This window comes from Bradyrhizobium sp. MOS002, from assembly GCF_003020115.1.
Classification (GTDB): domain Bacteria; phylum Pseudomonadota; class Alphaproteobacteria; order Rhizobiales; family Xanthobacteraceae; genus Bradyrhizobium.
Window position 1 is genome coordinate 267992 of record NZ_PYFX01000006.1, and the last position, 25755, is coordinate 293746.

Sequence of the window (25755 nt, forward strand, 5' to 3'; positions counted from 1 at the left end):
GGCGCCAGCGCGGTAACGCTAGATTGCGCCGATCTCGGCAAGGCAGGCTTGCGTCAACGGCATGCGCTCGCCGACCAGACGCGGCTCCTTGCAATCCATATTCAGCGCGAACACGGTGTGCGCTTCGCCCTTCTCGGCCCAGCCCACCATCCAGCCCAGCGACGGCTCGCCGCGCTCGGCGCCGAGCAGCCCCGACTTGGCGCGAATGACGCTGTCGCCGATCTTGGTCACCGGCAGGATGTCAGCGACCAGATCCTGGCTGCGCTTCGAAATCGGCAGCACACGGCGGCGCAGCCTGTCGACGAAATCGACTTGCTCGACCGGATCGATGCGCAAGGCGCCGGTGAGCCAGAACTGGTCGATGCCGCCGCCGATGTCGCGATTGCCGTAGTCGAACAGATCGACGTATTTCTGCATGCGCTCTTGCCCGATCCGACGCGCGATCTCCTGATAGACCGGCACCGCGCTGACGAGAATCGCGCTGCGCAGCGTGTGATCCTTATTCCAGGCCTCGATCGGACGCTTCACGCCATCCCAGGGAAATACGTCCTTGTCGGGGTCAGTGACCACGCCGGTCTCCAGCGCGATCAGCGAGTTCGGAATCTTGAAGGTCGAAGCCGGCAGCTTCGCCTCGCCCGAACGCTCCTTGTCGCTCGCAACGACCAGGTAGTCCTCGACCTTGTAGCCGACGAATGTCCCGGCCGTGCCGAGGTCGGTGAAGCGCTTTGCGAGGCTGTCACGGATCTCGTTGCGCGGCGGCGCGACATGGGCGAATGCACGCGATGGCAAAGCGGCAGCTGCGGCGAGAAGGCCGAGGGTGGAACGGCGGGTAAGCACTGGCGGTGTCCGTTTACACGATGAAGATGGCCGCGACCATGCAGCCGCTATCGTGGTGAAACGATGACAGCTACCGCCTGCCCGACAGCCGCAGCACGAACACCAGCACTTCGGCGACGGCCTTGTAGAGGTCGGGCGGAATCTCCTCGCCGAGCTCGACCTTGGACAGCGCGCCGGCCAGGATCTCGTTCTCCTCGATCGGGATGTCGTTGGCCTTGGCGATCTCGACGATCTTTTCGCCAATCGTGCCCTTGCCCTTGGCGACGACGACCGGCGCGTTGCTGCCCTTCTCGTAGTGGAGTGCAATCGCAAGCTTCGACGGGTCGCTCATGTGGCGCGATCCAGGAAGTGACCGGCGCGGGCCGGTGCGGGCTGTGGCGGGGTGCCATCGCGGACCAGGATGTCGCCGGGCTTGAGCTCGGCCCTGCTCAGGGCCTGGTTGAGCTCACCGATTCCGGCGCGAAGCTGCTGTGCGGTCGCCGGCCGCTCCGCCCACATCCGCACGAAAGTCGTGTCGCCGTTCAGGGTAATCAAAGCGTGCACGGGGCCGGCCGGCTCGACATTGAGCGTGAATCGCGCGCGCCAGGCGCGCTTGGCGGGATCGGCGGATTCATTGCCGCCGTCGCGCGAGATCTCGAACTGCGCCATTGCGGTGCCCTGCGGCGTAGCGAACGGAATCTCGAAATTCCACTGCGGCACTGTCGGGTCGATCCTGTGACCGCTGGCGTCGGTGCGATCGGGGAGCGAAGCGACCTGGAGCAAGGTCTGGCGTGCGAGCGCGGTATCGGTATCGTCGAGCAGGCGGTGCACGGTCGCGGCAAGCGGCGTATCCGGCGCGAGTGACGGCGAGGCGATGGATTGCGGCGACGGCAACGCGCCGCGAACCGGCGGTGGCGTCACGTGCGCGGCGGCTTCGAAAATATGTCCGTCAGGCACCGCCTTGTTCGAGCCCGGCAAATTGCCCGTCATGCGCGGCAGGTTTTGCGTGATCTCTTGCAGGAGGCTCGCGGCAAGGCCTGCGGACATGATCCGCGGCATCGCGGCCTGCGGAGCACCGCCAGCGATGTCCGCCAACACAGAGGCCGCGAGATTGGCGCTGCGCGGCATTTGCAGCGGTTGGGCGATCTCGGGTTCGGTTGCGGACAATGCGGACTGTGCAGCCTGCGTCTGCGCGGCAGCGACCTGCGGTGTCGCCATGGTACCAGCTGGAAGGGCGGCACCTTGCGTCTGTGGCGCCGCCTCGAGCGTTGCCAGCGTCTGCCGCAGCACCAGCAGCGCGGCTTTCAAATCCGGCATCGTTCCGGAGGACGGCGGCGCGCCTGCGGCGAGCGAGGCTTCGAGGAGCAGCCCGGACTTCTGAAAGGCGGATTCGATGTCGCCGCCATCGAGTCCGGCGTTGAGCGGCGTCTGTTGCGCCAGCACGCCCAGCATCGCCTGCTTCAGCCCTGCCGGAAGATCGCTACCGGTGACGACCGCGGCCAGATTGGCGAACAGGGGCGCCTGGCTGCCCTGTTTCGTCGCGGCCTCGGCAGAGGCCGTCGCGACAGCAGCCTGTTCGGACGGAGTCAGGGTATTGCGCGCCGTACCCGCTGACGGCGCAATCGGTGGGCTATCCACCAGCGAGGCCGCAGCCGGCGTCAGCGTGACCTGATCGGCGGCCGCCTCACCTGCCCCGCCCATGACGGCGAGCCGGATGGTGCCGCCGTTCTGCGACACCGCAAGCTGGAGATTTTGGCCTGGTGTCAGCGACACCTCAGACATCACATCCATCGAGAGATTGGCGATCGCGATCCGCACCAGATTGTCGGCGAGCACGCTGACGACTCTTGCGTCGACCACGCTGCCGGCCTGCAGCACAAGATCCGGCGTCGCCGCGTCAGCCACGGGGCTGGCAGCACTGACGGGAAGGATCGAGCTTATCGGCGTCGGCATCGCGAGGGGCCCAGGAGCACGGGCCACCCTAACGCCTGCGTCGTAAACCTCTCGTTAAGGACCTTCGGCCGAGGGCGGCTTTACCGCCGCCAGGACCTGGACCGCAGCCTTGAAATCCCTCAGTCGGGCGGCGCGGCGCGCGGCCGCTTCTTCATCCACGCCCCATTTCTCGGCGTTCCAGTCCTCATCGACATAAGCTGCCGCCCAGACCTGGTCGGCGTCGCGCACGCCATGAGCAAGCGTCAGCGCCAGCAGTGCCGAGCCGGTCAGGGTGGTGATCACGTGGAGGGCGGCGACCGACCAGGCATCCCCCGGCAGTGCCGCACGCGCGGCTCGCACAGCCTCATCCGGCTGCGTCACATGCATGATGCCTTCGGACAGGATGAAGTGCGCCCCCAGCGTCTCCGCGGCCCAGAACAGCACGGGGTCCCAATGCGCGGCCTCGCGGGCGACAAGTCCCTCGGGATGGCCGGCGCGATAGAACAGCAGATCGGACTGGAGGTATTTTGCAAGGTCGTCCGTGACGAGATCGACGCGGTCGACGACGCCCTCGACCACACTGTTGGCGATCCGCGTCAGCGGCATGGTCATGGGCTTGATCGTCTCGTCCTGATCCGCCCATTCCGCAGCCACCGCATCGGCGAGGTCTCGCGATGGGATGATCACCTGGCGGCCGGACGGTGTGCGGATCGCCTTGCCGTCAAGCGTGATGGCAAAGCCGCCCTCAGCCTCGGCCACCCCCACCTCCTTGTAGAAGCGCTTGCGCAACGGCACGCGCGCGGCCTGGCGGACCAATTCCTGCGGATCAAGCGGGGATCGCCCCGCAGCTTCATCGAACAATTCGCGCATCTGGTTTTCGGCCCCGATCACTCAATGCTAGGCTTGTAAGGTAAGACCGGCGGCCGATAAAGCGAGCGGGAGGCATGAGGGAACTTGCGGGCATTGTGGCTCTGCTAGCCGGGTTTTTGCCGACCGCGGCGCAGGCCGGCTTTCGGACTCCGGAATCGGTGGTCCGCAACGTCTACGCCCATTATGGCCAGGGCACGCCGGAGCTCTCGAAAGGCCTGCCGCGGGATGCCGCCACCGCCCGGCAATTCTTCGACCCCTCCTTACGCAAGATGTGGTCAGCGCTGCGGGTCGAGCCCTACGATTTCCTGGTGCAGAGCCCGAGCTGGAAGCTCGGCCCCGTCGCTATCGCGGTCATTCGCAGGCAGTACGACAAGACCTATGTCGCGGCGAATTTCGACAACTGCGGCCGGCCGGTGACTCTGAACTTCATCCTGGTCAGCGGGCCCGAGGGCTGGTTGATCACGGATGTCGAGAGCCCGCACGATAGCCTGCGGATGTTTCTGGAGCAGTTTCGGAATTGAACCCACCGCTGTCATGCCCCGGCTTGACCGGGGCATCCAGTACGCTGCGGCTTCTCCGTATCCATTACCGCCTCTGGAATACTGGATCGCCCGATCAAGTCGGGCGATGACAGCGGAGAATGTGGCTAGCCGCGCGCCTACTGGTTCGCGCCTCTACTTACTCTTCAGGCGCGTTCTCGATCGGATCAAATCTGCTTGCATCGAGCCCAAGCAGGTTCCACGACTGCTGCATGTGCTGCGGCAAAGGCGCGGTGGCATCGATGAAGCCGCCGCGCGGATGCGGGATGACGATGCGGCGCGCCAACAGGTGCAGCCGGTTTTGCAGGCCGCCCGGGAGTTGCCAGTTCTCGATGTTGAAGTATTTGGGATCGCCGACGATGGGGTGGCCGATATGTTCCATGTGGGCGCGCAGCTGGTGGGTCCGCCCGGTCACCGGCTTCAGCGACACCCAGGTGAGCTTGTTGCCGGCGGTCTCGACCACCGCATAATACGTTATCGCGTGGCTCGCGCCCTCGTCGCCATGCTGAGCGATGCGCATGATGGTGTCGTCCTCGCTCTCCTCCTTGGCAAGGAATGTCGAGATGCGGCCCTGCTTCGGCTTCGGCAGCCCGGGCACCAAGGCCCAATAGGTTTTTCGTGCCGACCGCGAACGGAACGCGCCGGTCAGATGCGAGGCGGCAAAGCGGGTCTTGGCGACCAGGAGACAGCCCGACGTCTCCCTGTCGATGCGGTGCACGAGGCGCGGCTTCTGGCCCTTGGAATCGCGCATCACCTCCAGCATCTGGTCGATGTGTCGCGTCATGCCCGAGCCGCCCTGCACGGCAAGCCCGGCCGGCTTGTTCAGCACGAGAACGTCGTCGTCCTCGTAAATCGTCATCTCCTTCAGCGCGGCAAGCGTCTTTTGCGCCGCCTCCGACTGCGGGTTGGGCGCCTTCGGCGTGTCGAGCTTCAGCGGCGGAATGCGGACGCTCTGGCCCTCCTCCAGGCGGTCCTTGCTGTCGACGCGCTTGCCGTCGACGCGCAGCTCGCCTTTGCGAACGACGCGCTGGATGTGGGAGAACGACAGGCCGGGAAAGTGCGCTTCAAGGAAGCGATCGACGCGCATGTTGTTCTCGTCGGCCGTCACCTTGACGGTCTGCACCTTGGTCGGCAGCAATGCCTCGACGGACTCTGCCGGCGCAACCTTCTCCGGTTCGGCTTTGGGCACGCGCCGCTCGACGCGCTCGCTCGCAAAGCGCGGCGGCTTCGCGCCGGGCTTGCCACCCGGCCGTGGCCCAGCTGGCTTCGCGCTGCGCGCCTTGAACGGGCGCGCCTCCTTGCGCTCATCGCGCTCGCGAGGTTTTGGGTTCATTCTCTTGATGCGGCGGCTCATGCGGTTTTTCCAAGCTTTCGTGTCGACTGCACCGTCGCGCGGCGCGGCAGCGACGCAACCTGCGCCCCCACCTCTTCTTCCGCGAGGCGCAGCTCATATTGCTGCTGCAGGTTCATCCAGAACTGCGGGCTGGTGTCGAACCAGTGACCAAGACGCAACGCCGTATCGGCCGTGATGCCGCGCTGTCCATTGATGATGCCGGTGATCCGGTTCACGGGTACATCGACCTGACGCGCGAGTTCTGCGGCGGAGATGCCGAGTTGTCGCAGTTCTTCGGCAAGGTGTTCACCGGGATGTATGGGCGTGCGGGGCATTGCGATTTCTTGGCCGGACTAGCGTGAATTACGCGTTACGTAAACCGTAAATCGAACCCTGCAGCAAGCCCAAAGAGCTAGGTCCCACCCCGCTCCTTCCGCAACTTGGCCCAATAATCCAGCCGTTTCCTGATCTCCCGCTCGAACCCGCGGTCGGGCGGGTCGTAGAAGGTCTGGCGGCCCAGGGCTTCCGGAAAGTAGTCCTGGCCGGAGAAGGCGTCGGGGGCGTCTTGGTCGTATTCGTAAGATGCGCCGTAGCCTTCCGACTTCATCAGCTTGGTCGGCGAGTTGAGGATGTGTTTCGGCGGCAGCAGCGAGCCGGCCTGCTTTGCGACCTGCATCGCCGTGCCGAAGGCGGTGTAGACGGCGTTCGATTTCGGTGCGGTGGCGAGATAGACCACCGCCTGCGCGATCGCGAGCTCGCCTTCGGGATGGCCGAGAAAGTCGAAGGCGTCCTTGGCGGCGTTGGCGATGACCAGCGCCTGCGGATCGGCAAGCCCGATATCCTCGACCGCCATGCGCACGACGCGGCGGGCCAGAAACAGCGGGTCCTCGCCGGCATCCAGCATGCGCGCGAGATAATACAGCGCGGCATCGGGATCGGAGCCCCGCACCGACTTATGCAGTGCCGAGATCAAATTGTAGTGGCCATCGGCCGACTTGTCGTAGATCGGCGCGCGGCGCTGCAAAATCTCCTGCAACTGCGCGGCGTCGAAAATCTCGTCCTTGCGCGCGGCACGCCAGACTTCCTCGACGAGCGTCAGCGACGCGCGGCCGTCGCCGTCGGCCATGCGCACCAGCACGGCGCGCGCTTCATCGTCGAGCGGCAGCTTGCGGCAATCGACCTCCTCGGCATGAGCAAACAGCTTTTCGATCGCGACCGCGTCGAGCGAGCGAAACACCAGCACACGCGCCCGGGACAGAAGCGCCGCGTTGAGCTCAAAGGACGGGTTTTCGGTGGTGGCGCCGACCATCACCACCGTGCCGTCTTCCATGACGGGCAGAAAGGAATCCTGTTGGGCGCGGTTGAAGCGATGCACCTCGTCGACGAACAGCAGCGTGCCCTTGCCCATCTCGCGGCGTGCACGCGCGGCCTCAAAGGCCTTCTTCAAATCGGCGACCCCTGAGAACACCGCGGAGATCTGCTCGAAATGCAGATCGGTGGCGTCCGCGAGCAGCCGCGCCACCGTGGTCTTGCCGGTGCCTGGCGGGCCCCAGAACACCAGCGAGCCCAGCGTACGCGTCTCCAGCATGCGCGTCAGCGCGCCGTCGGGACCCAGGATGTGATCCTGGCCGACGACCTCCGAGAGCGCGCGCGGACGCAGCCGATCCGGCAGCGGATGCGGAGCCTCGTGATCGAGCCCCGCCGCGGCGAAGAGAGTTGGCGTCTCCTGTGGTCGCTTCGGACTCATCCGCCCAGCGTGACGTTGATTTGCTGACCGCCGCGCACCAACGTGATGCGCCAGATGCGCTGGCGCTCGGCCGCCGCCTTTTCGAGGTCGCTGGTCTTGCTGATCTTTTGGTTGTTGACCGCCAGGATAACGTCGCCTTTCTGGAAGCCCACATTCGCGGCGGCGCTGTCGCCGCCGAGATCGGTGACCACAACGCCTTCGGTGTCGGCGTCCAGATGCAGCTCGTCGGCGAGCGCCGGAGTGATGGTCGAGACCTTCGCGCCCTGGAGAGGCGAGCGCGCGGTGATGACGAGCTCGTTGCGGCCGGTATCGGGCGCGGCGTCCAGCGCCACCGTCAGCTTGACCGGCTTGCCGCCGCGCTGCACGTCGATCTGCGCCGAGCCGCCGAGCGGCCGTGTGGCGAAGCGATAGTCGAAGGCGTTGGGATCATCCACGGTCTGGCCGTCGATGGAGACGATCAGGTCGGAGGATTTCAGCCCGGCCTTGGCCGCCGGTCCGTTCGGAACGACGCTTGCGACCAGCGCACCGGTCGGCGAACGCAGGCCGAGACTCTCGGCGATCTCCGGCGTCACCGCCTGCAACTTCGCGCCGAGCCAAGGCCGCTTCACCGCCTTGCCGCCACCCTTGGCGGAGGCGACGACGACGCGCACCATGTTGGCGGGGATCGCGAAGCCGATGCCCTGCGAGCCGCCGGAGCGCGAATAGATCGCGGTGTTGATGCCCGCGAGCCTGCCGTTCATGTCGACCAACGCGCCGCCGGAATTGCCGGGATTGATCGCCGCGTCGGTCTGGATGAAGAACTGGTAGTCGGTGATACCGACCTGCGTGCGCGCCAAGGCCGAGATGATGCCGTGCGTCACGGTCTGGCCGACGCCGAAGGGATTGCCGATCGCCAACACGACGTCGCCCACCAGCAGCTCGTCCGAATTGGTGAATTCGAGAGCCGGAAACTTCTCCTTGGTGTCCTTCAGCCGCAGCACCGCGAGATCGCTGCGAGAGTCCTTCAGCACGATCTCGGCCTCGAACTCACGCTTGTCCGACAGCGACACCTTGACCTGGTCGGCGCCTTCGATGACATGGACGTTGGTGACAACGAGCCCGGACGGATCGACGATCACGCCCGAACCAAGCGAGCGCTGTACCTGCTCCTGCTGCTGGCCGGGCACGCCGAAGAAGCGGCGGAAGATCGGGTCGTCGAGCAGCGGATTGCGGTTCTGCACCACCTTGGCGGCATAGACGTTGACGACCGCCGGCTGCACCCGCTGCACGATCGGCGCATAGGACAGCCGCAGTTCGGCAGGCGAGGACGGCACACGGCGGTCCTGCGCGGCGGCCGGATTGAAGTTGGCCGAAAAGGCTATGCACAGTGCCGTGACGACGGCGGCCCAGGTCGATCGAAACATTCCTACCTCTTGGAAAAGACGCCGGAATATAGGCGCGTTCGCCCCCCAATAGAAGGGCGCCCGGCGGCATATTCGGCCCCCTTTTTGGTGTGTCCGGCCTGCAAGCTCTGCGTGCGAAATAGCAATTTGCCGGGGCTGCCGATTGGCACGATGTGCGTCATCTTGCATGGTTGTGCAAGGCGGATTCGGTTGCGGCGAATTTGCATCAGTGGGAACCGCGCAACCGGGCGCAGCGTCGCGGGGCAGTCATCGATCATACCTAGACTCTCCGCCAGCGACTTGGGGAAGTTCGTCAAACGATGGAGTCATGACGTGAGCAGGAGAAGAATTGCAGCCACGGCGATTGGTCTCGCCGGCGCACTAGCAGCCTCGCAGGCCCAGGCCCAATCGGCCAGCAGCAGCGACCAGGAGATCGCGCTCCTGAAGCGGCAGTTGAAGATGCTGGAGCAGAAGCTCGACAAGCTCCAGAGCCAGACCGCCGCGAATACCGCGGCGACAGCGAAGGCCAGGCATGAGGCGAAGGCGGAGGCGAAAGCCGAAGCGCGTTCCGAAGCGAAGGCCGTCGTCGCCAACGCCAATGCGGCGATCCCGCTCAAGGGACCGGCGCCCGCCTCCGGCGTGGTCGTGACGATGCCGAACAACCGGCCCACCATCTGCACTGCCGATGGGGCAAATTGCGTCGGGATCACAAGCCGCCTGCATTGGGACGTCGGCGGCTATGACTATCGGCCCAACACGGCGGCAACCGTGCCGCAGAAGCTCGACAGCGGCGAGAACGTCCGCCGCGCGCGCATCGGTCTCGCCGGCAAGTTCTTCCACGACTGGAACTTCGCGCTGGTCTACGACTTCGGCGGCTCCTCCGACGGATTTGGGGGCACAGCTCCAGGTTCGCTGCCCGGCGGCGGCGTCTCCGGCGTCGAGAACGCCTATCTCAGCTATACCGGCCTGAAACCGTTCGGCGGCAAGATGGCCATCGAAGGCGGCATCATGGACCTGCCCTACACTCTCGATGAGGCCACGAGCTCCAACGATATCATTTTCATGGAGCGCGCCTCGGCCGGCATCTTCGCCACCAGCATCGCTGCGGGCGACTTCCGTTCGGCGGTCGGCACGCGCTGGTACAACGACGTGTTCTGGGCCGGCGCCTATGTCACCGGTCCCGCCACCGGTGCGATCCACTCAGCCTCAAGCGTTGCGCCGAACGGCACCACGGAACAATACGGCGCGGTCGCCCGTGTCGCCGGCCAGGTCGTCAGCGGCAAGGACTACTCAGTCCATCTCGGCGGCAATGCCGAATGGCTGATCCAGCCGACGCGCAATCTGGTGACGGGCGCACAGACGGTGACGCTGAGCGACCGTCCAGAACTGCGCATCGATCCCACGGCACTGGCTACGACCGGCGCAATCGCCAATGCCTCCGGCGCGCAGGTCTACAGCGTCGAAGCCGCCGCCACTTATGGACCGCTGATCCTGCAAGGTGAGTATTTCTGGTACAACATCGATCGCAGCGCCAATACCGGCCTGCCGCCGCTGGGAGCGCCGAGCCTCAAATTCCAGGGCGGCTACGCGCAGGCCGGCTACGTGCTCACAGGCGAGGGTCGCAGCTATAATGCGGCGAATGCGGCCTATGGCGGCGTCAAGCCGGCGCACCCGTTCTCGCTCGAGGGCGGCGGCTGGGGCGCGTGGGAAATCGCGGGACGCTTCTCCACGGTCGACCTCAACGATCAGCTCGGGACCGCCACCGGCATCGCAGGCGGCCGGCAGACCGTCTACACGGCGGCGCTGAACTGGTATGTCAACGGCAACGTCCGTTTCATGCTGGACTATCTGCATGGCACGGTGTCGAGGCAGGCCTCGCCGGTCTCGACCGCCGATGTCGGCTCGAAGTTCGATGCGGTCGCGATGCGGACGCAGTTCGCGTTCTAGGTCTCGCTTGTCGTCCCGGGGGCGCGCGAAAACGCGAACCCGGGACCCGGCATCTGCAACGCTATCTGAAGGAGACACGCCATGAAGGCCGTCGGCTACAAGAAATCGCTTCCGATCGAGGATCAGGACGCGCTGATCGATTTCGAGACCGCAAAGCCCGAGCCCGGCGGGCGCGACATCCGCGTCGCCGTGAAGGCGATCTCGGCCAATCCGGTCGATTACAAAGTGCGCAAGCGCGCCGCCCCGCCGGAGGGGGAAACGAAGATTCTGGGCTATGACGCGGCCGGCGTGGTCGACGCCGTCGGTCCCGAGGTCACCTTGTTCAAGCCGGGCGACGAGGTATTTTACGCCGGCTCGATCCTGCGCCAGGGTACCAATTCCGAATTCCATCTCGTCGACGAGCGCATCGTCGGCAACAAGCCGCAGAGCCTGTCGTTCGCGCAGGCCGCCGCCCTTCCCCTCACCTCCATCACCGCCTGGGAGTTGTTGTTCGACCGGCTCAGTGCGGTGCCCGGCAAGAGTGTCGATCCGCGCACGCTCTTGATCACGGGCGGCGCCGGCGGTGTCGGCTCGATCCTGATCCAGCTCGCCCGCCGCCTCACCGGACTGACGGTGCTGGCGACAGCGACGCGGCCGGAATCGCAAAAATGGTGCCTCGATCTCGGCGCGCATGCGGTGATCGATCACGGCCAACCGATGAAGGAGCAGATCGAGAAGCTCAAGCTGCCGCCCGTCGCGCTGGTGGCGAGCCTCACCTTCACCGACCAGCACTACAAGGCGATCGCAGAGTTGATGGCACCGCAGGGCAAGTTCGGCCTGATCGACGATCCCCCGGAATTCACCATGAGCGCGTTCAAGGGCAAGGCGATCTCGGTGCACTGGGAATCGATGTTCACGCGCTCCTCATTCCAGACCGCCGACATGATCGCGCAGCATCATCTGCTCAACGACGTCGCCGACCTGATCGACAAGGGCGTGCTGCGCACCACGCTCGACCAGACCTTTGGCACGATCAACGCGGTCAATCTCAAGCGCGCGCATGCGCTGCTCGAAAGCGGCAAGTCGCGCGGCAAGATCGTGTTGGAGGGGTGGTAGCAGCCCCTCACTCCGTCATGCCCGGGCTTGTCTACGGCGCCACGCCCTCGACGAACAGCAGCCGACGCTCCAGCGCCGTCTGCCGCAGCTTCAGCGCCTCGGCATACTCGGCCGAGGCATACCATTCCTTGAGCCGCGCCATCGAAGGAAATTCGACGATGATGATGGACTTCGGCTGAAGGTTGCCTTCGGCGAGCTCGGCGGCGCCGCCGCGCACGAGATAGCGGCCGCCATATTGCGCGATGGTCGCTGCGGCCAGCGTGCGATAGGCCTCCATCGCGGCTCTGTCGCGCACCTCGACCTCGGAAATCACATAGGCCGGCATACGCAGGCCTCAGGCGATGGTGTTGACGATGCCGCCCTCGGCACGCAACGCCGCACCGTTGGTCGCGGAGGCTTGCTTCGAGGCCACATAGACCACCATGTTGGCGATCTCATCGACGCTGGCGAAGCGCTGGAGCAGCGAGCTTGGGCGATGTTGTTTGACGAAATTGGCCGCGGCCTCATCGACTGACTGGCCGTTCTGCTTGGCAAGATCCTTCACGAACGTCTCGACGCCCTCCGACATTGTCGGGCCCGGCAGCACGGAATTGACGGTGACGCCGGTGCCGCGTGTGAGCTGCGCCAGGCCGCGCGCGACCGAGAGCTGGGCCGTCTTGCTCATGCCGTAGTGGATCATCTCGACGGGGATGTTGAGCCCGGACTCGGACGAGATGAAGACGATTCGGCCCCAGTTGCGCTTGAGCATGCCCTGCATATACGCGCGCGAGAGACGCACGCCGCTCATCACGTTGACCTCGAAGAAGTGGCTCCAGTCCTCGTCCGGAATGTCGAAAAAGTCTTTCGGCTCAAAGATGCCAGCATTGTTGATGAGGATGTCGACGTCCGGCAGCGCCGCGGCCAGCGCCTTGCAGCCCGCAGCGGTCGAGACGTCGGCGGCGATGCCGCGGACCTTGGCCCCCGCGCCCTCCAGCTTGCGCACGGCCGCATCGACCTTGTCCTGGCCGCGTCCGTTGATCACGACGCTCGCACCGGCGACGGCAAGGCCTTTGGCAATGGCGTGGCCGATGCCGGCGGTCGAGCCGGTCACGAGGGCGGTCTTACCGGAAAGGTCGATGTTCATGCGATGTCTCCATTGAAGCTGACGGAGATATCGTGCGCTGCGCGGGCGGGCGCAATCGCCCCTCACCGACGCGTGAGGGATCAGTTGCGAGGCGGAAGCGTCCTGAGAAACGCGACGATGGCATCGAGATCCTGGGCCGTCATGCTGGCATAGGCAGCATAGGCCATCGGCGGCTTCAGTTTGTGGCCGTCGCGTGCGATGCCTTGCGTAATCGCACGTTTGATTTCGTCGTCACTCCACCCACCGATGCCCGCGGCTGTATCCACGGTGATGTTGGCGGAGACGGATTCGCCCCACGGCCCCTTGAATGTCCGGCCGCCCTTGCCGCTCGCTCCAGCGAAATCGTGCACGACAGACGGGCCTTCCGGTGTGTGGCATTCCAGGCAATGGGCGATGGTCAGGAGATAGCGGCCGCGCGCGAGCCTGTCGGCGAGTTCAGGCTCGTTCGCCCGCTTGCCGGCATAGGTCGGCGTCTCCGGCTTCAGCGCGCTTCTGTATTCCGGTGCCGGCGTATCGTGGTGCACGGCCGGCACCGAGCGCAAGTAAGCCGCCAGCGCGTCGAGATCGCGGGCCGTGAGCACCGTGTAGAACGCGGTCGGCATGATCGGCGCGACCCTGGTTCCGTTCGGCCTGACGCCGCTGACGAGAAACCGCTTCAGGTCCGCGTCGGTCCAGTTGCCGATGCCGGTGTCCTTGTCCGGCGTGATGTTGGAGCCAGAGACCTTGAAGGCGGGCTCGTCAAATACCTGGCTGCCGCCGGAGAGCGCGCGCGAGAGATCGAGCCCTTGCGGTCCTCGCGGCGTGTGACAGTTGTGGCAAACCATCACGCTGCCAGCGAGATAGGCGCCGCGCTCGACCAGCGTCTCGCCAGAGGCCGGTGACATCAACAGCGCCAGCGCAATCCCTGACACAATCCTCATCGAGAGCCCCCCGGCCGGAATCGCGTTCAACGAAGCGATGCGCGGCATGAGATGCCGCCGCGCCATACAAAAAAGCGGCGCCCGAGGACGCCGCTTTCTGAAAACTCTCTGCCGGTCGGCTTACGCCGCCTCGGCTTCCTTTTCCTGCACCGGGCCAGAGTCCTGGCCCTTGGCATCGACGTCGCGGTCGACGAACTCGATCACGGCCATCGGCGCATTGTCGCCGTAGCGGAAGCCGGCCTTGATGATGCGGGTGTAGCCACCCTGGCGATCCTTGTAGCGGGGCGCCAAGACGTCGAACAACTTCCTGACCTGATCCTTGTCGCGCATCTCGGAGATGGCCTGGCGGCGCATGGATAGCCCGCCCTTCTTGCCGAGGGTGATCAGCTTCTCGACGATCGGACGCAATTCCTTCGCCTTCGGCAGCGTGGTGACGATCTGCTCGTGCTTGATCAGCGCGGCGCACATGTTGGCGAACATCGCGCGGCGATGCTCGGCGGTGCGGTTGAGCTTACGATGAACCTTGCCGTGACGCATGTAACTATTCCTTACGTTGAAACTGCCGCGACGGTTCGTCGGACATGTTGCTCAGGTGGGCCGCCTGCGTTCGCCCAGTTAGTCATTCCGGGGCGGCTCGCAGAGCCGAACCCGGAATCTCGAGGTTCTCAGGTGCGCAATTGCGCACCACAGTTCGATGCTCGCGCATCGCCCCGGAACGACGAAGTCCTAGTAGTGATCCTCGAAGCGCTTGGCGAGCTCGTCGATGTTCTCCGGCGGCCAGCCCGGCACTTCCATGCCGAGATGCAGACCCATCTGGGCCAGCACTTCCTTGATCTCGTTCAGCGACTTGCGGCCGAAGTTCGGAGTGCGGAGCATTTCGGCTTCCGACTTCTGCACGAGGTCGCCGATGTAGACGATGTTGTCGTTCTTCAAGCAGTTGGCCGAACGTACCGACAGCTCGAGCTCGTCCACCTTCTTGAGGAAGGCCGGGTTGAAGGCGAGGTCCGGGATGATCTCCTGGGCGACTTCCTTGCGCGGCTCTTCGAAGTTGACGAACACGTTGAGCTGATCCTGCAGGATGCGCGCGGCGTAGGCCACGGAATCATCCGGCGTCAGCGCGCCGTTTGTCTCGATCGTCATGGTCAGCTTGTCGTAGTCGAGGATCTGGCCCTCGCGGGTGTTCTCGACCTTGTAGGAAACCTTGCGGACCGGCGAGTACAGGCTGTCGACCGGGATCAGGCCGATCGGCGCGTCCTCGGGACGGTTGCGCTCGGCGGGAACGTAGCCCTTGCCGGTTGCGACCGTGAACTCCATGCGGATCTCGGCGCCCTCGTCGAGCGTGCAGATCTGCAGGTCGGGATTGAGTACGACGACGTCGCCCACGGTCTGGATGTCGCCGGCGGTGACGACGCCCGGGCCGGACTTCTTGACGACCATGCGCTTGGGGCCTTCGCCCTGCATCTTGATCGAGATGTCCTTGATGTTGAGCACGATGTCGGTGACGTCCTCACGGACGCCCGCGATCGAGGAGAACTCGTGCAGCACGCCGTCGATGTGCACCGACTGCACCGCCGCGCCCTGGAGCGAGGACAGCAGGATGCGGCGCAGCGCGTTGCCGAGCGTCTGGCCGAAACCGCGCTCGAGCGGCTCGGCGACGATGGTCGCGAAACGGGCCGGATCGCTGCCGGGCTGCACCTGCAGCTTGTTCGGCCGAATCAGTTCTTGCCAATTTTTCTGGATCGTCACTGTTTCACCCATACAGGCCAGTCAGACTGCTGTGGCAGGCACTGGCGTTGGAGAAAGGCCGCAGATCATTTCCACGGCTTTGCAAAAAGTCATCGCGGGCGCCAATGCGCCCGCAATCTGGTATCAAACGCGCCGACGCTTACGGGGACGGCAACCGTTGTGCGGGATCGTGGTCACGTCGCGGATCGAGGTGACGGTGAAGCCCGCGGCCTGGAGCGCCCGGAGCGCCGATTCGCGACCCGAACCGGGACCGGCGACTTCGACTTCCAGCGTGCGCATGCCGTGTTCCTGCGCCTTCTTCGACACGTCCTCAGCGGCAACCTGTGCGGCATACGGGGTCGACTTGCGCGAACCCTTGAAGCCCATCGTGCCGGCGGAGGACCATGCAATCGTGTTGCCCTGCGCGTCGGTGATGGTGATGGTCGTGTTGTTGAACGACGAGTTCACGTGCGCGACGCCGGAGGCGATGTTCTTGCGCTCACGACGACGAACGCGGGTGGCTTCCTTGCCCATAGATTACCTTTCCTGAAGATCTCAAACGCCGCCGTAATGCCAGCGGCTACACCTGTGGAACGAAAGGCGTGTGGCGAACGGGTCATCCCCGGGTCGCCACACGCCGTGATTGGATGCGAAAACTTACTTCTTCTTGCCGGCGATCGCCTTGGCCGGACCCTTGCGCGTGCGCGCATTGGTGTGGGTACGCTGGCCACGCACCGGCAGACCACGACGATGGCGCAGGCCGCGGTAGCAGCCGAGGTCCATCAGACGCTTGATGTTGATGCCGACCTCACGACGCAAATCGCCCTCGACGAGATAGTCGCGGTCGATCACTTCGCGGATCTGAAGCACTTCGGCGTCGCTGAGCTGATTGACCCGACGATCGTCTGGGATCTTGACCTTCTCCATGATCTCACCGGCGATCTTCTGGCCGATGCCATGGATGTACTGGAGCGCGATCAGCACGCGCTTGTTGGTCGGGATGTTCACGCCGGCAATACGGGCCACGGCCTTCTCTCCTGTCGCCGATCCCTCGTCAGGAATCGCGCTTTAAGTGCTTGGTTTCTCGGGCAGGTGTTCACAAACGCGAACACGACGCCCACCCCTGGTCTTCCTGGGGCCCGGCATCGTTTGAAACTATCCGACTTGGATGCGGGGCTTATTAGGGGATTCAGGGGGCTTTCGTCAACCGCTGCTAGCGCTTAGCTCGCTTTTTCGTGACCTTTTTTGCGGCCTTTTTGGCACCTTTTTTGACAGCCTTCCTGGCGGTCTTTTTAGCTGCCTTCTTCTTCACGGTCTTCTTGGCCGCTTTCTTGGGACCCGTCACGGCCTTCTTGGCCGCTTTCCTGGATTTGGCGGCCTTTTTGGTCGTCTTCGCCGGCTTTTTGGCCGATTTCTTCGCCGCCTTGGCCTTTTTGGCTGGGCCCGCCTTGGCCGCGCTCCGGGCGCGGGCCTTGCCATGCGCCTTGCCGTGCACCTTGGGCTCGACCGCCCCGAGCGCCAGGAGCAGGCGATGGATGGCGCGGGTGACCTCATCGATGGCCATCATGCCGTCGATGGTCGAGAGCTTCCGCCGCTCGGAATAGTAGTGAATCAGCGGTTCCGTCTGGTTGCGGTAGCTGGCGAGTCGCTTGGTCAGGACCTCCGGGGTGTCGTCGAGCCGGACCTCCTCCCCGCGCTCGCGCATCTGGGCGACGCGGGTCTCGACGCGGTTCAGGAGCGCGCTCTCGTTGACGCGGAGCTCGATCACGGCGTCGAGCTTGAAATGCTTGTGCTTGAGCAACTCATCCAGCGCCTCGGCCTGCGGCACGGTCCGCGGGAAACCGTCGAGGATGAAACCGTTTTTGGCGTCCGGCTGATCGATCCGGTCGGAGATGATTCCGACCACGACATCATCTGGCACGAGACCGCCGCTGGCCATGATCTCCTTGGCCTTGAGACCGACCGGCGTTCCGGCCGCCACTGCTGCACGCAACATCTCACCGGTCGAGAGCTGGACGATGCCATAGCGCTGCACCAGTCGCTGCGCCTGGGTGCCCTTGCCCGATCCCGGTGGCCCCAGAAGTATAATTCTCATCGGCGTACGCCCCCCGATTGGTGCGCGATACGTCGCGCACCTGTGTTTTGAAGTCCAGTTACAGTGCAAATCATAATCAGCGCCGCACCGCTACCCATATCATAGGGGAGCAAATGGCCGGACGCCAAGAAGCCTTTGAGATCAGTGCTTGCACGACACTAAGAGCGGCTCTGCCGAGGCGACCGAATGGCCGGCTCGTCGTCCGCGCGCGTTGCACGCGCGGCGAATCGGCGGCGCAATTGCGCCGCCCGAGAGGACGCCGCGCTTAACGGCGCCGGCCGCGCAGCTTCGACTTCCGGATCAGACCTTCGTACTGATGCGCCAGGAGATAGCCCTGTACCTGCGCCACCGTGTCCATGGTGACGCTGACGACGATCAGCAGCGAAGTGCCGCCAAAGTAGAACGGCACCGACGCGTAGGAGATCAGGATTTCCGGGATCAAGCAGACGATCGCCAGATAGACCGCGCCGAGCACGGTGATGCGCGACAGCACGTAGTCGATATATTCCGCGGTACGCTCGCCCGGACGGATACCCGGAATGAAGCCGCCGTGCTTCTTCAGATTGTCCGCAGTCTCGGTCGGATTGAACACGATCGCGGTGTAGAAGAAGGCGAAGAACACGATCAACGCCAGATACATGATCAGGAAGAGCGGACGGCCGTGGCCGAGCTGGGTGTTGATCCACTGGAACCATTCCGGCCCACTGCCCGCGTTGAAGTTCGCAACCGTGGTCGGCAGCAGCAGCAATGAGGACGCGAAGATCGGCGGGATCACGCCCGAGGTGTTGAGCTTGAGCGGCAGATGCGAAGACTGCCCCTCGAACATCTTGTTGCCGACCTGGCGCTTCGGATACTGGATCAGGAGCCGGCGCTGGGCGCGCTCCACGAACACGATGAAGGCGATCACGGCCACCGCCATGATGATGACGACCAGAATCAGGCCGGTCGACATCGCACCCTGACGGCCGAGCTCGAGCATGTTGGCGAGCGCCGCGGGCAGCTCGGCGACGATGCCGGAGAGAATGATCAGCGAAATGCCGTTGCCGATGCCGCGCGAGGTGATCTGCTCGCCCAGCCACATCAAGAACATGGTGCCGCCGGTCAGCGTGATCGCCGTGGACAGGCGGAAGAACATGCCGGGGTCGCTGACGACGTTGCCGGCGCCTTCGAGGCCCACCGCGATGCCGTAGGACTGGAACGCGGCCAGGATCACCGTGAGATAGCGGGTGTACTGGTTCAGCAGCTTGCGGCCGGACTCGCCTTCCTTCTTCAACGCCTCGAGCTGCGGCGAGACGGTGGTCAGGAGCTGGATGATGATGGAGGCCGAGATGTACGGCATGATGTTCAGCGCGAAGATCGCCATGCGGTGAATGCCGCCGCCGGCGAACATGTTGAACATGCCGAGGATGCCGCCCGCCTGGGAGCGGAACACCTGCTCCCAGATGTTGGGATCGATGCCGGGCAGCGGGATGTAGGTCCCGAGCCGATAAACGAGCAGCGCGCCCAAGGTGAACCAGATGCGCTTCTTCAGTTCGTCGGCTTTGGCGAACGCACCGAAATTGAGATTGGCTGCCAGTTGTTCCGCTGCAGAGGCCATCTTGGACTTTCTCCCGCCGCTTTTGCGCCGTTATGCCCGCGGCCGGGCTACATTATACCGGACACCGGACATTATCTGGGGCTACGGCTTCGATAAGTCCATCGTCCCGCATGCGTAAAGGCCCGCGAGCCGCGGGCCGATGACGCAGTTGTTACGCCGCCTCGCCTTCTTCCTTGGCAGGCGCGAGGATCTTCACCGAGCCGCCGGCCTTCTCGACCGCCGCGATCGCGGTCTTCGAGGCGCCGTGCACTTCGATGTTGAGCTTGGCCTTGAACTCGCCGCGGCCGAGCAGCCGCAGGCCGCCCTTGGCGCGGCGCAGCACGCCGGCCTTGACCAGGGATTCGACGTTCACGACGCTGCCGGCGTCGATCTTCTTGGCATCGACCGCGTCCTGGAGCCGGTCGAGATTGATCTCGGCGAACTCGATGCGGAAGATGTTGTTGAAGCCGCGCTTGGGCAGACGGCGATGCAAGGGCATCTGGCCGCCTTCGAAACCCTTGATGCGCACGCCCGAACGCGCGGTCTGGCCCTTGCCACCGCGGCCGGCCTGCTTGCCCTTGCCCGAACCAATGCCGCGGCCGACGCGCATACGCTTCTTGCGCGAGCCGGCATTGTCGGCGATATCGCTGAGCTTCATCGCCCTGCTCCTTGTTTCTTGCGCATGACCTTCACCGAAAACGGGTCCCCGCTTCGGGATCGTGCGCCTTTGCTTACTTCTCGTCGACGATACGAACGAGATGGTGAACCTTCAAGATCATGCCGCGGACCGCCGGGGTGTCCGGCAGTTCGCTGATGCGGCCGATCTTGTTGAGCTTGAGCCCGATCAGCGTCGAACGCTGCGAGTGATGGCGGCGGATCGCGCTGCCGGTCTGCTCGAGCTTGATCGTCTTTGCGGTCGTAACGGCACTCTTGGCCATAGGCGTCTACTCCGAAAAGCTTCCGTTATTCGGCAACCGCCTCGGCGTCACCACCGATACGGCGGGACTGGAGGGTGGACACCTTGATGTTGCGGCGGGCAGCGACCGAGCGCGGCGAATCCTGATGCTTCAGTGCATCGAAGGTCGCGCGAACCATGTTGTACGGGTTCGACGAGCCGATCGACTTCGCAACCACGTCCTGGACGCCGAGCGTCTCGAACACGGCGCGCATCGGACCGCCGGCGATGATGCCGGTACCGGCCGGAGCTGCGCGCAGGTAAACACGGCCCGCGCCATGACGGCCGGCGATGTCGTGATGCAGCGTGCGGCCCTCGCGCAACGACACGCGGGTCAGGTTGCGCTTGGCTGATTCGGTTGCCTTGCGGATCGCCTCGGGCACTTCGCGCGCCTTGCCGTGACCGAAGCCGGCGCGGCCCTTCTGGTCGCCGATCACGACCAGCGCTGCAAAACCGAAGCGCTTGCCGCCCTTGACGACCTTGGCGACGCGATTGATGTGGACGAGCTTGTCGACGAACTCGCTGTCGCGCTCTTCCCTGCGTTCACGTCCGCCGCCGCGTTGATCGCGTCCACCACGTTGTTCGCGTTCTGCCATGGTTTTTCCAGTCCTTCAGAGGCTTACGCCTCAATCCTCAAATTCTGTTAGAAGCTCAGCCCGCTCTCACGCGCCGCGTCGGCAAGAGCCTTGACGCGCCCGTGATAGAGATAGCTGCCGCGATCGAACACGACTTCCTTGACACCCTTCTCGGCGGCGCGCTCGGCCAGCAGCTTGCCGACCGCCTTCGCCGCATCGATGTCGGCGCCGGTCTTGCCGCCATCGCGCATCGACTTCTCGAGCGACGAGGCAGAGGCCAGCGTCTCGCCTTTCAGGTCGTCGATGACCTGGGCGTAGATGTGCTTGGACGAGCGGAACACCGACAGGCGCGGACGGCCGCCACCCGAGCGGCGCAGCTTCAGACGTACACTGCGCTTGCGCCGGGCATTCGTAACCTTGGCTTTCGACATGACCGGCTCCGTTACTTCTTCTTGCCTTCCTTGCGGAAGATGAATTCGCCAACATACTTCACGCCCTTGCCCTTGTAGGGCTCCGGCGGACGATAGGAGCGAATCTCGGCGGCGACCTGGCCGACGCGCTGAATGTCGCTGCCCGTCACCGTGATCTCGGTCGGCTTCGGCACGGTGATCGTGATCCCTTCCGGGATCGCGTAGACCACATCGTGGCTGTAGCCGAGCGCGAGCTGCAGGTTCTTGCCCTGCAGCGCGGCGCGGTAACCGACGCCGGTGATTTCCAGCTTCTTCTCGAAGCCCTTGGTGACGCCTTCGACCAGATTCGCGACCTGGGCGCGAGCGGTCCCGTACAGGGCCCGCGCGCGGTTGGTCTCGACCCGCGGGTTCACCTTGACCTGGCCGTTGTCGAGCTTCACCTCGACGTCGTTATGGACGACGAACTGAAGCTGGCCCTTCGGCCCCTTCATCTTGACGGTCTGCCCGTCGACGGTCGCGGTCACACCCGACGGCACCGCTACCGGCCTTTTGCCAACACGTGACATGGATCAAAAATCCTTCTCAGAACACCGTGAAGAGAACTTCGCCGCCCACGTTCGCTTCACGCGCACTGTGGTCGGCCATGATTCCCTTCGGCGTCGACAACACCGAAATGCCGAGTCCGTTATTGACCCGCGGCAGGTTCTTCACCGAGGCGTAAACGCGACGCCCGGGCTTGGAGACACGCTCGATCTCGCGGATAACGGGCTCGCCGTCGAAATACTTCAGCTCGATCTCGATCTCGCTGCGGCCCGAGGAGTGCTCGAGCGTGGCGTAACCGCGGATGTAGCCTTCGCTCTTCAGCACCTCGAGCACGTTCTCGCGCATCTTCGAGCCAGGCGTGGAGACCTTGTTCTTGGAGCGCATCTGCGCGTTGCGGATGCGGGTGATCAGATCGCTGATTGGATCGTGCGTAGACATTTAAACGACCCTCCTTACCAGCTGGACTTCACGAGGCCCGGGACCATGCCCTTGGAGCCAAGGTCCCGCATTGCGATTCGGGACAGTTTGGTCAAGCGATAGTTCGAGCGCGAACGGCCCGACAGCTCGCAACGCAGACGGATGCGGGTCGCCGACGAATTGCGCGGCATTTCCGCCAGCTTCAGGGTCGCGGCGAACCGCTCCTCCATCGGCAGCGTCTTGTCGGCGATGATCGCCTTCAACCGCTCGCGCTTCGGGGCGGCGTTCTTCGTCATCCGCTTGCGCCGGTTGTTCTTCTCGATTGAACTCTTCTTTGCCATGCTTGGCTCCTGGGTATCCGCGTTTGAGAGGCTTTAGGTCAGCGTCTCACTGCCGGAACGGGAAATTGAATGCGGTCAACAAGGCCCTCGCCTCGTCGTCGGTCTTGGCCGTGGTGCAGACGGTGATGTCCATACCGCGGGATTCCGTGACCTTGTCGAAGTCGATCTCGGGGAAAATGATGTGTTCCTTGAGGCCGAGCGAGTAGTTGCCGCGGCCGTCGAAGCTCTTCGGGTTCAAGCCGCGGAAGTCGCGGACGCGCGGCAGCGCGACCGTCACCAGGCGATCGATGAACTCGTACATGCGGGCCTTGCGCAGCGTGACCTTGCAGCCGATCGGCTGGTTCTCACGCAACTTGAAGGTCGCGATCGCGACGCGCGAATAGGTCACGATCGCCTTCTGGCCGGCGATCTGGGTCAATTCCGCAGCGGCGTTCTCGGCCTTCTTGCGGTCGTTGACGGAATCGCCAACGCCCATGTTCAGCACGACCTTGTCCAGGCGCGGAACCTGCATGACGTTCTCATAACCGAACTTCTCGGTCATCTCCGTCCGGATCTTCGCGTCGTATTCCGCGCGCAGGCGCGGCGTGTAAGCGGCCTCAGCCATCGATCTCAGCTCCCGAGCTCTTGGCGATGCGGACCTTCTTGCCGTCCGCCAGAATCTTGAATCCGACGCGGGTCGGCTTCCCGTCCTTGCCGACATACGCGATGTTGGACAGTTGGATCGGCGACTCTTTCGAGATGATGCCGCCCTCCTGGGCCTGCGTCTGCTTCTGGTGACGCTTGACCATGTTGATGCCGCGCACCAGCGCCGTGCCGGCATCGGGGCGCACCTCGAACACCTCGCCGGTGCGGCCCTTGTCGCGACCGGTCAGCACGACGACCTTGTCGCCCTTGCGGATCTTCGCAGCCATCACAGCACCTCCGGCGCGAGCGAGATGATCTTCATGTGGTTCTTGGCGCGCAGCTCGCGCGGCACGGGCCCGAAGATACGGGTACCGACCGGCTCGGACTGATTGTTGATCAGAACGGCGGCGTTGCGGTCGAAGCGGATGACCGAACCGTCGGCGCGGCGGATGTCCTTGCGGACGCGCACCACGACGGCCTTCATCACGTCGCCCTTCTTCACCTTGCCACGCGGAATTGCTTCCTTGATCGAGACAACGATGATGTCGCCGATCGTGGCGTAGCGGCGCTTGGAGCCCCCGAGCACCTTGATACACATGACACGGCGTGCGCCAGAATTATCGGCCACGTCGAGGTTGGTCTGCATCTGAATCATTGATGCACCTCGTCCTCTTCTCTTTGCGCCAGCCCAGCCGGCGCTCAACATTTACCTGAAGTCAGTCGGCTAAAGCCAACAGATCAGGCGCTTTTCTTGTGTTCGCCCCGGATCACGACCCAGCGCTTCAACTTCGAAATCGGCTTCGATTCCTCGATCCACACCATGTCGCCCGGCTTGAACTCGTTGCTCTCGTCGTGCGCGTGGTAGTTCTTCGAACGGCGGATCGTCTTCTTGTAGATCGGGTGCGTAAAGCGGCGATCGACGCGCACCACGATGGTCTTGGCTTGCTTGTCGCTGACGACCACGCCCTGCAAAGTACGTTTCGGCATCTTCGTAAGCCTCTTACTTCTTCTTCGCGCGCGTCTGCGCGGCGACGGTCTTGATCCGGGCGATGTCACGGCGGGCCTCGCGCAGGCGCGAGGTGTTCTCGAGCTGCCCGGTGGCACGCTGGAAGCGCAGGTTGAAGCGCTCCTTCTTCAGGTTCAGGATGGCATCATCCTGCTGATCAGGGCTCAACGCGCGGATGTCTTCGATTTTCATCTGGGCCATGGCCATTACTCCGCAATGCGCTCGACGAAGCGCGTCTTGATCGGCAGCTTGGCTGCCGCCAGGGTCAGCGCTTCACGCGCCGTCTGCGTGTTGACGCCGTCGATCTCGAACAGCACCCGGCCCGGCTTGACGCGCGCGACCCACAATTCCGGCGCGCCCTTGCCGGAACCCATGCGGACTTCGGCAGGCTTCTTCGACACGGGAACGTCGGGAAATATGCGGATCCAGACGCGGCCGGCGCGCTTCATGTGGCGCGTCAGCGCGCGGCGAGCGGCTTCGATCTGGCGCGCGGTGACGCGCTCAGGCTCGGTCGCCTTCAGACCGAACTGGCCGAAGGCCAACGTCGCGCCCGAAGACGCAACGCCGTGGATACGGCCCTTATGCGCCTTCCGGAACTTCGTTTTCTTAGGTTGCATCATGGCTTCAAGCCCTCAAATTCTCTGTGCTGGCGTCAGGCCGCAGCGTTGTCACGGCGCTGCCGGCCGCCGCGATCACCGCCGCCACCAGTCTCACCTTCGGCCATTCTCTTGTCCTGGGCCATCGGATCGTGCTCGAGGATCTCGCCCTTGAAGATCCAGACCTTGACACCGCAGGTGCCGAAGGTCGTGAACGCGGTCGCAACGCCGTAGTCGATGTCTGCGCGCAGCGTGTGCAGCGGCACGCGACCTTCGCGGTACCACTCCATGCGCGCGATTTCCGCACCGCCCAGACGTCCCGAGCAGTTGATGCGGATGCCTTCCGCGCCGAGACGCATCGCCGACTGGACGGCGCGCTTCATGGCGCGGCGGAACGCCACGCGGCGCTCCAGCTGCTGCGCGATCGACTCGGCCACCAGCGTCGCATCGAGCTCCGGCTTGCGGATCTCGACGATGTTGATGACGACGTCGGACGCGGTGATGTCCGCGACCTTCTTGCGCAGCTTGTCGATGTCGGCGCCCTTCTTGCCGATCACCACGCCCGGACGAGCCGAGTGGATGGTGACGCGGCACTTCTTGTGCGGACGCTCGATCACGATGCGGGCGACGGCAGCCTGCTTGAGTTCCTTGTGCAGGATCTCGCGGATCTTGACGTCCTCGTGCAACAGCTTGCCGTATTCCTGCTTGCCGGCGTACCAGCGGGAATCCCAGGTCCGGTTGATGCCGAGACGCAGACCGATCGGATTGATCTTTTGACCCATCGTGTTCTCCTGCGTCCCTTAAGCCGCTGCTGCGGCTTCGACCTGACGAACGATGATCGTCAGCTGTGAAAATGGTTTGTAGACACGGCCCGAACGACCACGGCCGCGGGCGGCAAAGCGCTTCATCACGAGGCCGTTGCCGACGAAGGCCTGCGCCACGACGAGATCGTCGACGTCGAGGTCGTGGTTGTTCTCGGCGTTGGCAATAGCCGATTCCAGGCACTTCTTCACGTCAACCGCGATCCGCTTGCGCGAAAACTGCAGGTCGGCGAGCGCAGCAGCCGCCTTCCGGCCGCGAATGAGCTGGGCGACCAGGTTGAGCTTCTGCGGGCTCACCCGCAGCATCCGGGCGACCGCCTTTGCCTCGTTCTCGGCGAGGCTCCGTTCGCGCTTAGGTTTGCTCATC

35 protein-coding genes are annotated in these 25755 nt (G+C 64.3%); 3 read left to right on the plus strand and 32 right to left on the minus strand.

The features are described 5' to 3' along the window. Positions 1–18: 18 nt before the first annotated feature. The 4 genes from C7G41_RS20865 to C7G41_RS20880 form a co-directional block, all read right to left on the minus strand. Positions 19–837 (minus strand): penicillin-binding transpeptidase domain-containing protein, encoded by an 819-nt coding sequence (locus tag C7G41_RS20865; protein WP_106944302.1) that lies wholly within the window; start codon positions 835–837, stop codon positions 19–21. Positions 838–907: 70 nt separating this feature from the next. Further along, entirely contained in the window at positions 908–1168 is a 261-nt protein-coding gene (locus C7G41_RS20870; protein ID WP_007603059.1) for an EscU/YscU/HrcU family type III secretion system export apparatus switch protein, read from the minus strand. Continuing rightward, a complete protein-coding gene (locus tag C7G41_RS20875) occupies positions 1165–2769 on the minus strand; it encodes a flagellar hook-length control protein FliK (protein ID WP_199198506.1) in 1605 nt (534 codons plus the stop codon). The genes C7G41_RS20870 and C7G41_RS20875 overlap by 4 nt, the downstream gene beginning before the upstream one ends. Before the next feature lie 54 nt (positions 2770–2823). Next, entirely contained in the window at positions 2824–3618 is a 795-nt protein-coding gene (locus C7G41_RS20880; protein ID WP_106944378.1) for an ATP12 family chaperone protein, read from the minus strand. A 74-nt stretch (positions 3619–3692) separates the two neighbouring features. On the opposite strand from C7G41_RS20880, the gene C7G41_RS20885 reads away from it, so the two are divergent. Continuing rightward, entirely contained in the window at positions 3693–4139 is a 447-nt protein-coding gene (locus tag C7G41_RS20885; RefSeq protein WP_106944303.1) for a hypothetical protein, read from the plus strand. A 157-nt stretch (positions 4140–4296) separates the two neighbouring features. Here the strand turns inward: C7G41_RS20885 and C7G41_RS20890 are convergent, their stop codons facing one another. The 4 genes from C7G41_RS20890 to C7G41_RS20905 form a co-directional block, all read right to left on the minus strand. After that, the gene (locus tag C7G41_RS20890) at positions 4297–5511 is read right to left on the minus strand and encodes an RluA family pseudouridine synthase (RefSeq protein WP_106944304.1); all 1215 of its coding nucleotides are present in this window, start codon (positions 5509–5511) and stop codon (positions 4297–4299) included. Then, positions 5508–5825: a HigA family addiction module antitoxin gene (locus tag C7G41_RS20895; protein ID WP_106944305.1), complete on the minus strand. Its 318-nt coding sequence runs from the start codon at positions 5823–5825 to the stop codon at positions 5508–5510. The genes C7G41_RS20890 and C7G41_RS20895 overlap by 4 nt, the downstream gene beginning before the upstream one ends. A gap of 77 nt (positions 5826–5902) precedes the next feature. Beyond that, positions 5903–7237, minus strand: coding sequence for a replication-associated recombination protein A (locus C7G41_RS20900; RefSeq protein ID WP_106944306.1), 1335 nt, complete (start codon positions 7235–7237; stop codon positions 5903–5905). After that, complete coding sequence (locus C7G41_RS20905) at positions 7234–8640, minus strand: DegQ family serine endoprotease (RefSeq protein ID WP_199198507.1); 1407 nt, start codon at positions 8638–8640, stop codon at positions 7234–7236. The genes C7G41_RS20900 and C7G41_RS20905 overlap by 4 nt, the downstream gene beginning before the upstream one ends. A 312-nt stretch (positions 8641–8952) precedes the next feature. Between C7G41_RS20905 and C7G41_RS20910 the strand changes: the two genes are divergently transcribed. Beyond that, the gene (locus tag C7G41_RS20910) at positions 8953–10566 is read left to right on the plus strand and encodes an OprO/OprP family phosphate-selective porin (RefSeq protein ID WP_199198508.1); all 1614 of its coding nucleotides are present in this window, start codon (positions 8953–8955) and stop codon (positions 10564–10566) included. Between the two features lie 81 nt (positions 10567–10647). Beyond that, entirely contained in the window at positions 10648–11661 is a 1014-nt protein-coding gene (locus C7G41_RS20915) for a zinc-binding alcohol dehydrogenase family protein (RefSeq protein WP_106944308.1), read from the plus strand. A gap of 31 nt (positions 11662–11692) precedes the next feature. On the opposite strand, the gene C7G41_RS20920 is transcribed toward C7G41_RS20915, so the two are convergent. From C7G41_RS20920 to rplV, 24 genes are all read right to left on the minus strand, one after another. Then, entirely contained in the window at positions 11693–11986 is a 294-nt protein-coding gene (locus C7G41_RS20920) for a DUF1330 domain-containing protein (protein WP_106944309.1), read from the minus strand. Between the two features lie 9 nt (positions 11987–11995). Beyond that, positions 11996–12784, minus strand: coding sequence for an SDR family NAD(P)-dependent oxidoreductase (locus C7G41_RS20925; RefSeq protein ID WP_106944310.1), 789 nt, complete (start codon positions 12782–12784; stop codon positions 11996–11998). Between the two features lie 80 nt (positions 12785–12864). Next, a complete protein-coding gene (locus C7G41_RS20930) occupies positions 12865–13704 on the minus strand; it encodes a cytochrome c (RefSeq protein WP_106944380.1) in 840 nt (279 codons plus the stop codon). A 120-nt stretch (positions 13705–13824) separates the two neighbouring features. Next, positions 13825–14241 (minus strand): 50S ribosomal protein L17, encoded by a 417-nt coding sequence (gene rplQ / locus C7G41_RS20935; protein ID WP_063995936.1) that lies wholly within the window; start codon positions 14239–14241, stop codon positions 13825–13827. Positions 14242–14430: 189 nt separating this feature from the next. After that, positions 14431–15462: a DNA-directed RNA polymerase subunit alpha gene (locus C7G41_RS20945; protein ID WP_106944311.1), complete on the minus strand. Its 1032-nt coding sequence runs from the start codon at positions 15460–15462 to the stop codon at positions 14431–14433. Between the two features lie 111 nt (positions 15463–15573). Then, positions 15574–15963: a 30S ribosomal protein S11 gene (rpsK, locus tag C7G41_RS20950; RefSeq protein ID WP_007603045.1), complete on the minus strand. Its 390-nt coding sequence runs from the start codon at positions 15961–15963 to the stop codon at positions 15574–15576. A 123-nt stretch (positions 15964–16086) separates the two neighbouring features. Beyond that, complete coding sequence (gene rpsM / locus C7G41_RS20955; protein WP_007611599.1) at positions 16087–16455, minus strand: 30S ribosomal protein S13; 369 nt, start codon at positions 16453–16455, stop codon at positions 16087–16089. 187 nt (positions 16456–16642) lie between these two features. Further along, on the minus strand, positions 16643–17524 hold the full coding sequence (locus tag C7G41_RS20960) for an adenylate kinase (RefSeq protein WP_106944312.1): 882 nt from the start codon (positions 17522–17524) through the stop codon (positions 16643–16645). A gap of 265 nt (positions 17525–17789) precedes the next feature. Beyond that, entirely contained in the window at positions 17790–19121 is a 1332-nt protein-coding gene (secY, locus tag C7G41_RS20965; protein WP_007611601.1) for a preprotein translocase subunit SecY, read from the minus strand. A gap of 151 nt (positions 19122–19272) precedes the next feature. Next, positions 19273–19758: a 50S ribosomal protein L15 gene (gene rplO, locus C7G41_RS20970; protein WP_007611602.1), complete on the minus strand. Its 486-nt coding sequence runs from the start codon at positions 19756–19758 to the stop codon at positions 19273–19275. A gap of 73 nt (positions 19759–19831) precedes the next feature. Further along, positions 19832–20038, minus strand: a complete 207-nt coding sequence (rpmD, locus tag C7G41_RS20975) for a 50S ribosomal protein L30 (protein WP_018456457.1) — start codon at positions 20036–20038, stop codon at positions 19832–19834. Between the two features lie 25 nt (positions 20039–20063). After that, positions 20064–20651, minus strand: coding sequence for a 30S ribosomal protein S5 (gene rpsE / locus C7G41_RS20980; protein WP_007603037.1), 588 nt, complete (start codon positions 20649–20651; stop codon positions 20064–20066). A gap of 47 nt (positions 20652–20698) precedes the next feature. Next, positions 20699–21061 carry a 50S ribosomal protein L18 gene (gene rplR, locus C7G41_RS20985; RefSeq protein WP_007603036.1) on the minus strand — a complete coding sequence of 121 codons (363 nt, stop codon included), beginning with the start codon at positions 21059–21061 and terminating at the stop codon, positions 20699–20701. An 11-nt stretch (positions 21062–21072) separates the two neighbouring features. After that, positions 21073–21606, minus strand: a complete 534-nt coding sequence (gene rplF, locus C7G41_RS20990) for a 50S ribosomal protein L6 (RefSeq protein WP_007603035.1) — start codon at positions 21604–21606, stop codon at positions 21073–21075. A gap of 16 nt (positions 21607–21622) precedes the next feature. After that, positions 21623–22021, minus strand: coding sequence for a 30S ribosomal protein S8 (rpsH, locus tag C7G41_RS20995; RefSeq protein ID WP_007603034.1), 399 nt, complete (start codon positions 22019–22021; stop codon positions 21623–21625). A gap of 14 nt (positions 22022–22035) precedes the next feature. Continuing rightward, entirely contained in the window at positions 22036–22341 is a 306-nt protein-coding gene (rpsN, locus tag C7G41_RS21000; RefSeq protein WP_007611604.1) for a 30S ribosomal protein S14, read from the minus strand. A 46-nt stretch (positions 22342–22387) separates the two neighbouring features. After that, a complete protein-coding gene (rplE, locus tag C7G41_RS21005; protein WP_007611607.1) occupies positions 22388–22945 on the minus strand; it encodes a 50S ribosomal protein L5 in 558 nt (185 codons plus the stop codon). Next, entirely contained in the window at positions 22938–23252 is a 315-nt protein-coding gene (gene rplX / locus C7G41_RS21010; protein WP_007603031.1) for a 50S ribosomal protein L24, read from the minus strand. Before rplX ends, rplE begins: the two co-directional genes overlap by 8 nt. Further along, the gene (gene rplN / locus C7G41_RS21015; RefSeq protein ID WP_007603030.1) at positions 23252–23620 is read right to left on the minus strand and encodes a 50S ribosomal protein L14; all 369 of its coding nucleotides are present in this window, start codon (positions 23618–23620) and stop codon (positions 23252–23254) included. Before rplN ends, rplX begins: the two co-directional genes overlap by 1 nt. An 83-nt stretch (positions 23621–23703) precedes the next feature. Then, entirely contained in the window at positions 23704–23952 is a 249-nt protein-coding gene (gene rpsQ / locus C7G41_RS21020) for a 30S ribosomal protein S17 (RefSeq protein WP_007603028.1), read from the minus strand. A gap of 13 nt (positions 23953–23965) precedes the next feature. After that, the gene (gene rpmC, locus C7G41_RS21025) at positions 23966–24172 is read right to left on the minus strand and encodes a 50S ribosomal protein L29 (protein ID WP_007603026.1); all 207 of its coding nucleotides are present in this window, start codon (positions 24170–24172) and stop codon (positions 23966–23968) included. Positions 24173–24177: 5 nt separating this feature from the next. Further along, positions 24178–24591, minus strand: a complete 414-nt coding sequence (gene rplP, locus C7G41_RS21030; RefSeq protein ID WP_007603024.1) for a 50S ribosomal protein L16 — start codon at positions 24589–24591, stop codon at positions 24178–24180. A 32-nt stretch (positions 24592–24623) separates the two neighbouring features. Beyond that, a complete protein-coding gene (rpsC, locus tag C7G41_RS21035) occupies positions 24624–25349 on the minus strand; it encodes a 30S ribosomal protein S3 (RefSeq protein WP_007603023.1) in 726 nt (241 codons plus the stop codon). 18 nt (positions 25350–25367) lie between these two features. Beyond that, positions 25368–25754, minus strand: coding sequence for a 50S ribosomal protein L22 (rplV, locus tag C7G41_RS21040; RefSeq protein WP_007603022.1), 387 nt, complete (start codon positions 25752–25754; stop codon positions 25368–25370). Between the last annotated feature and the right edge of the window lies 1 nt (position 25755).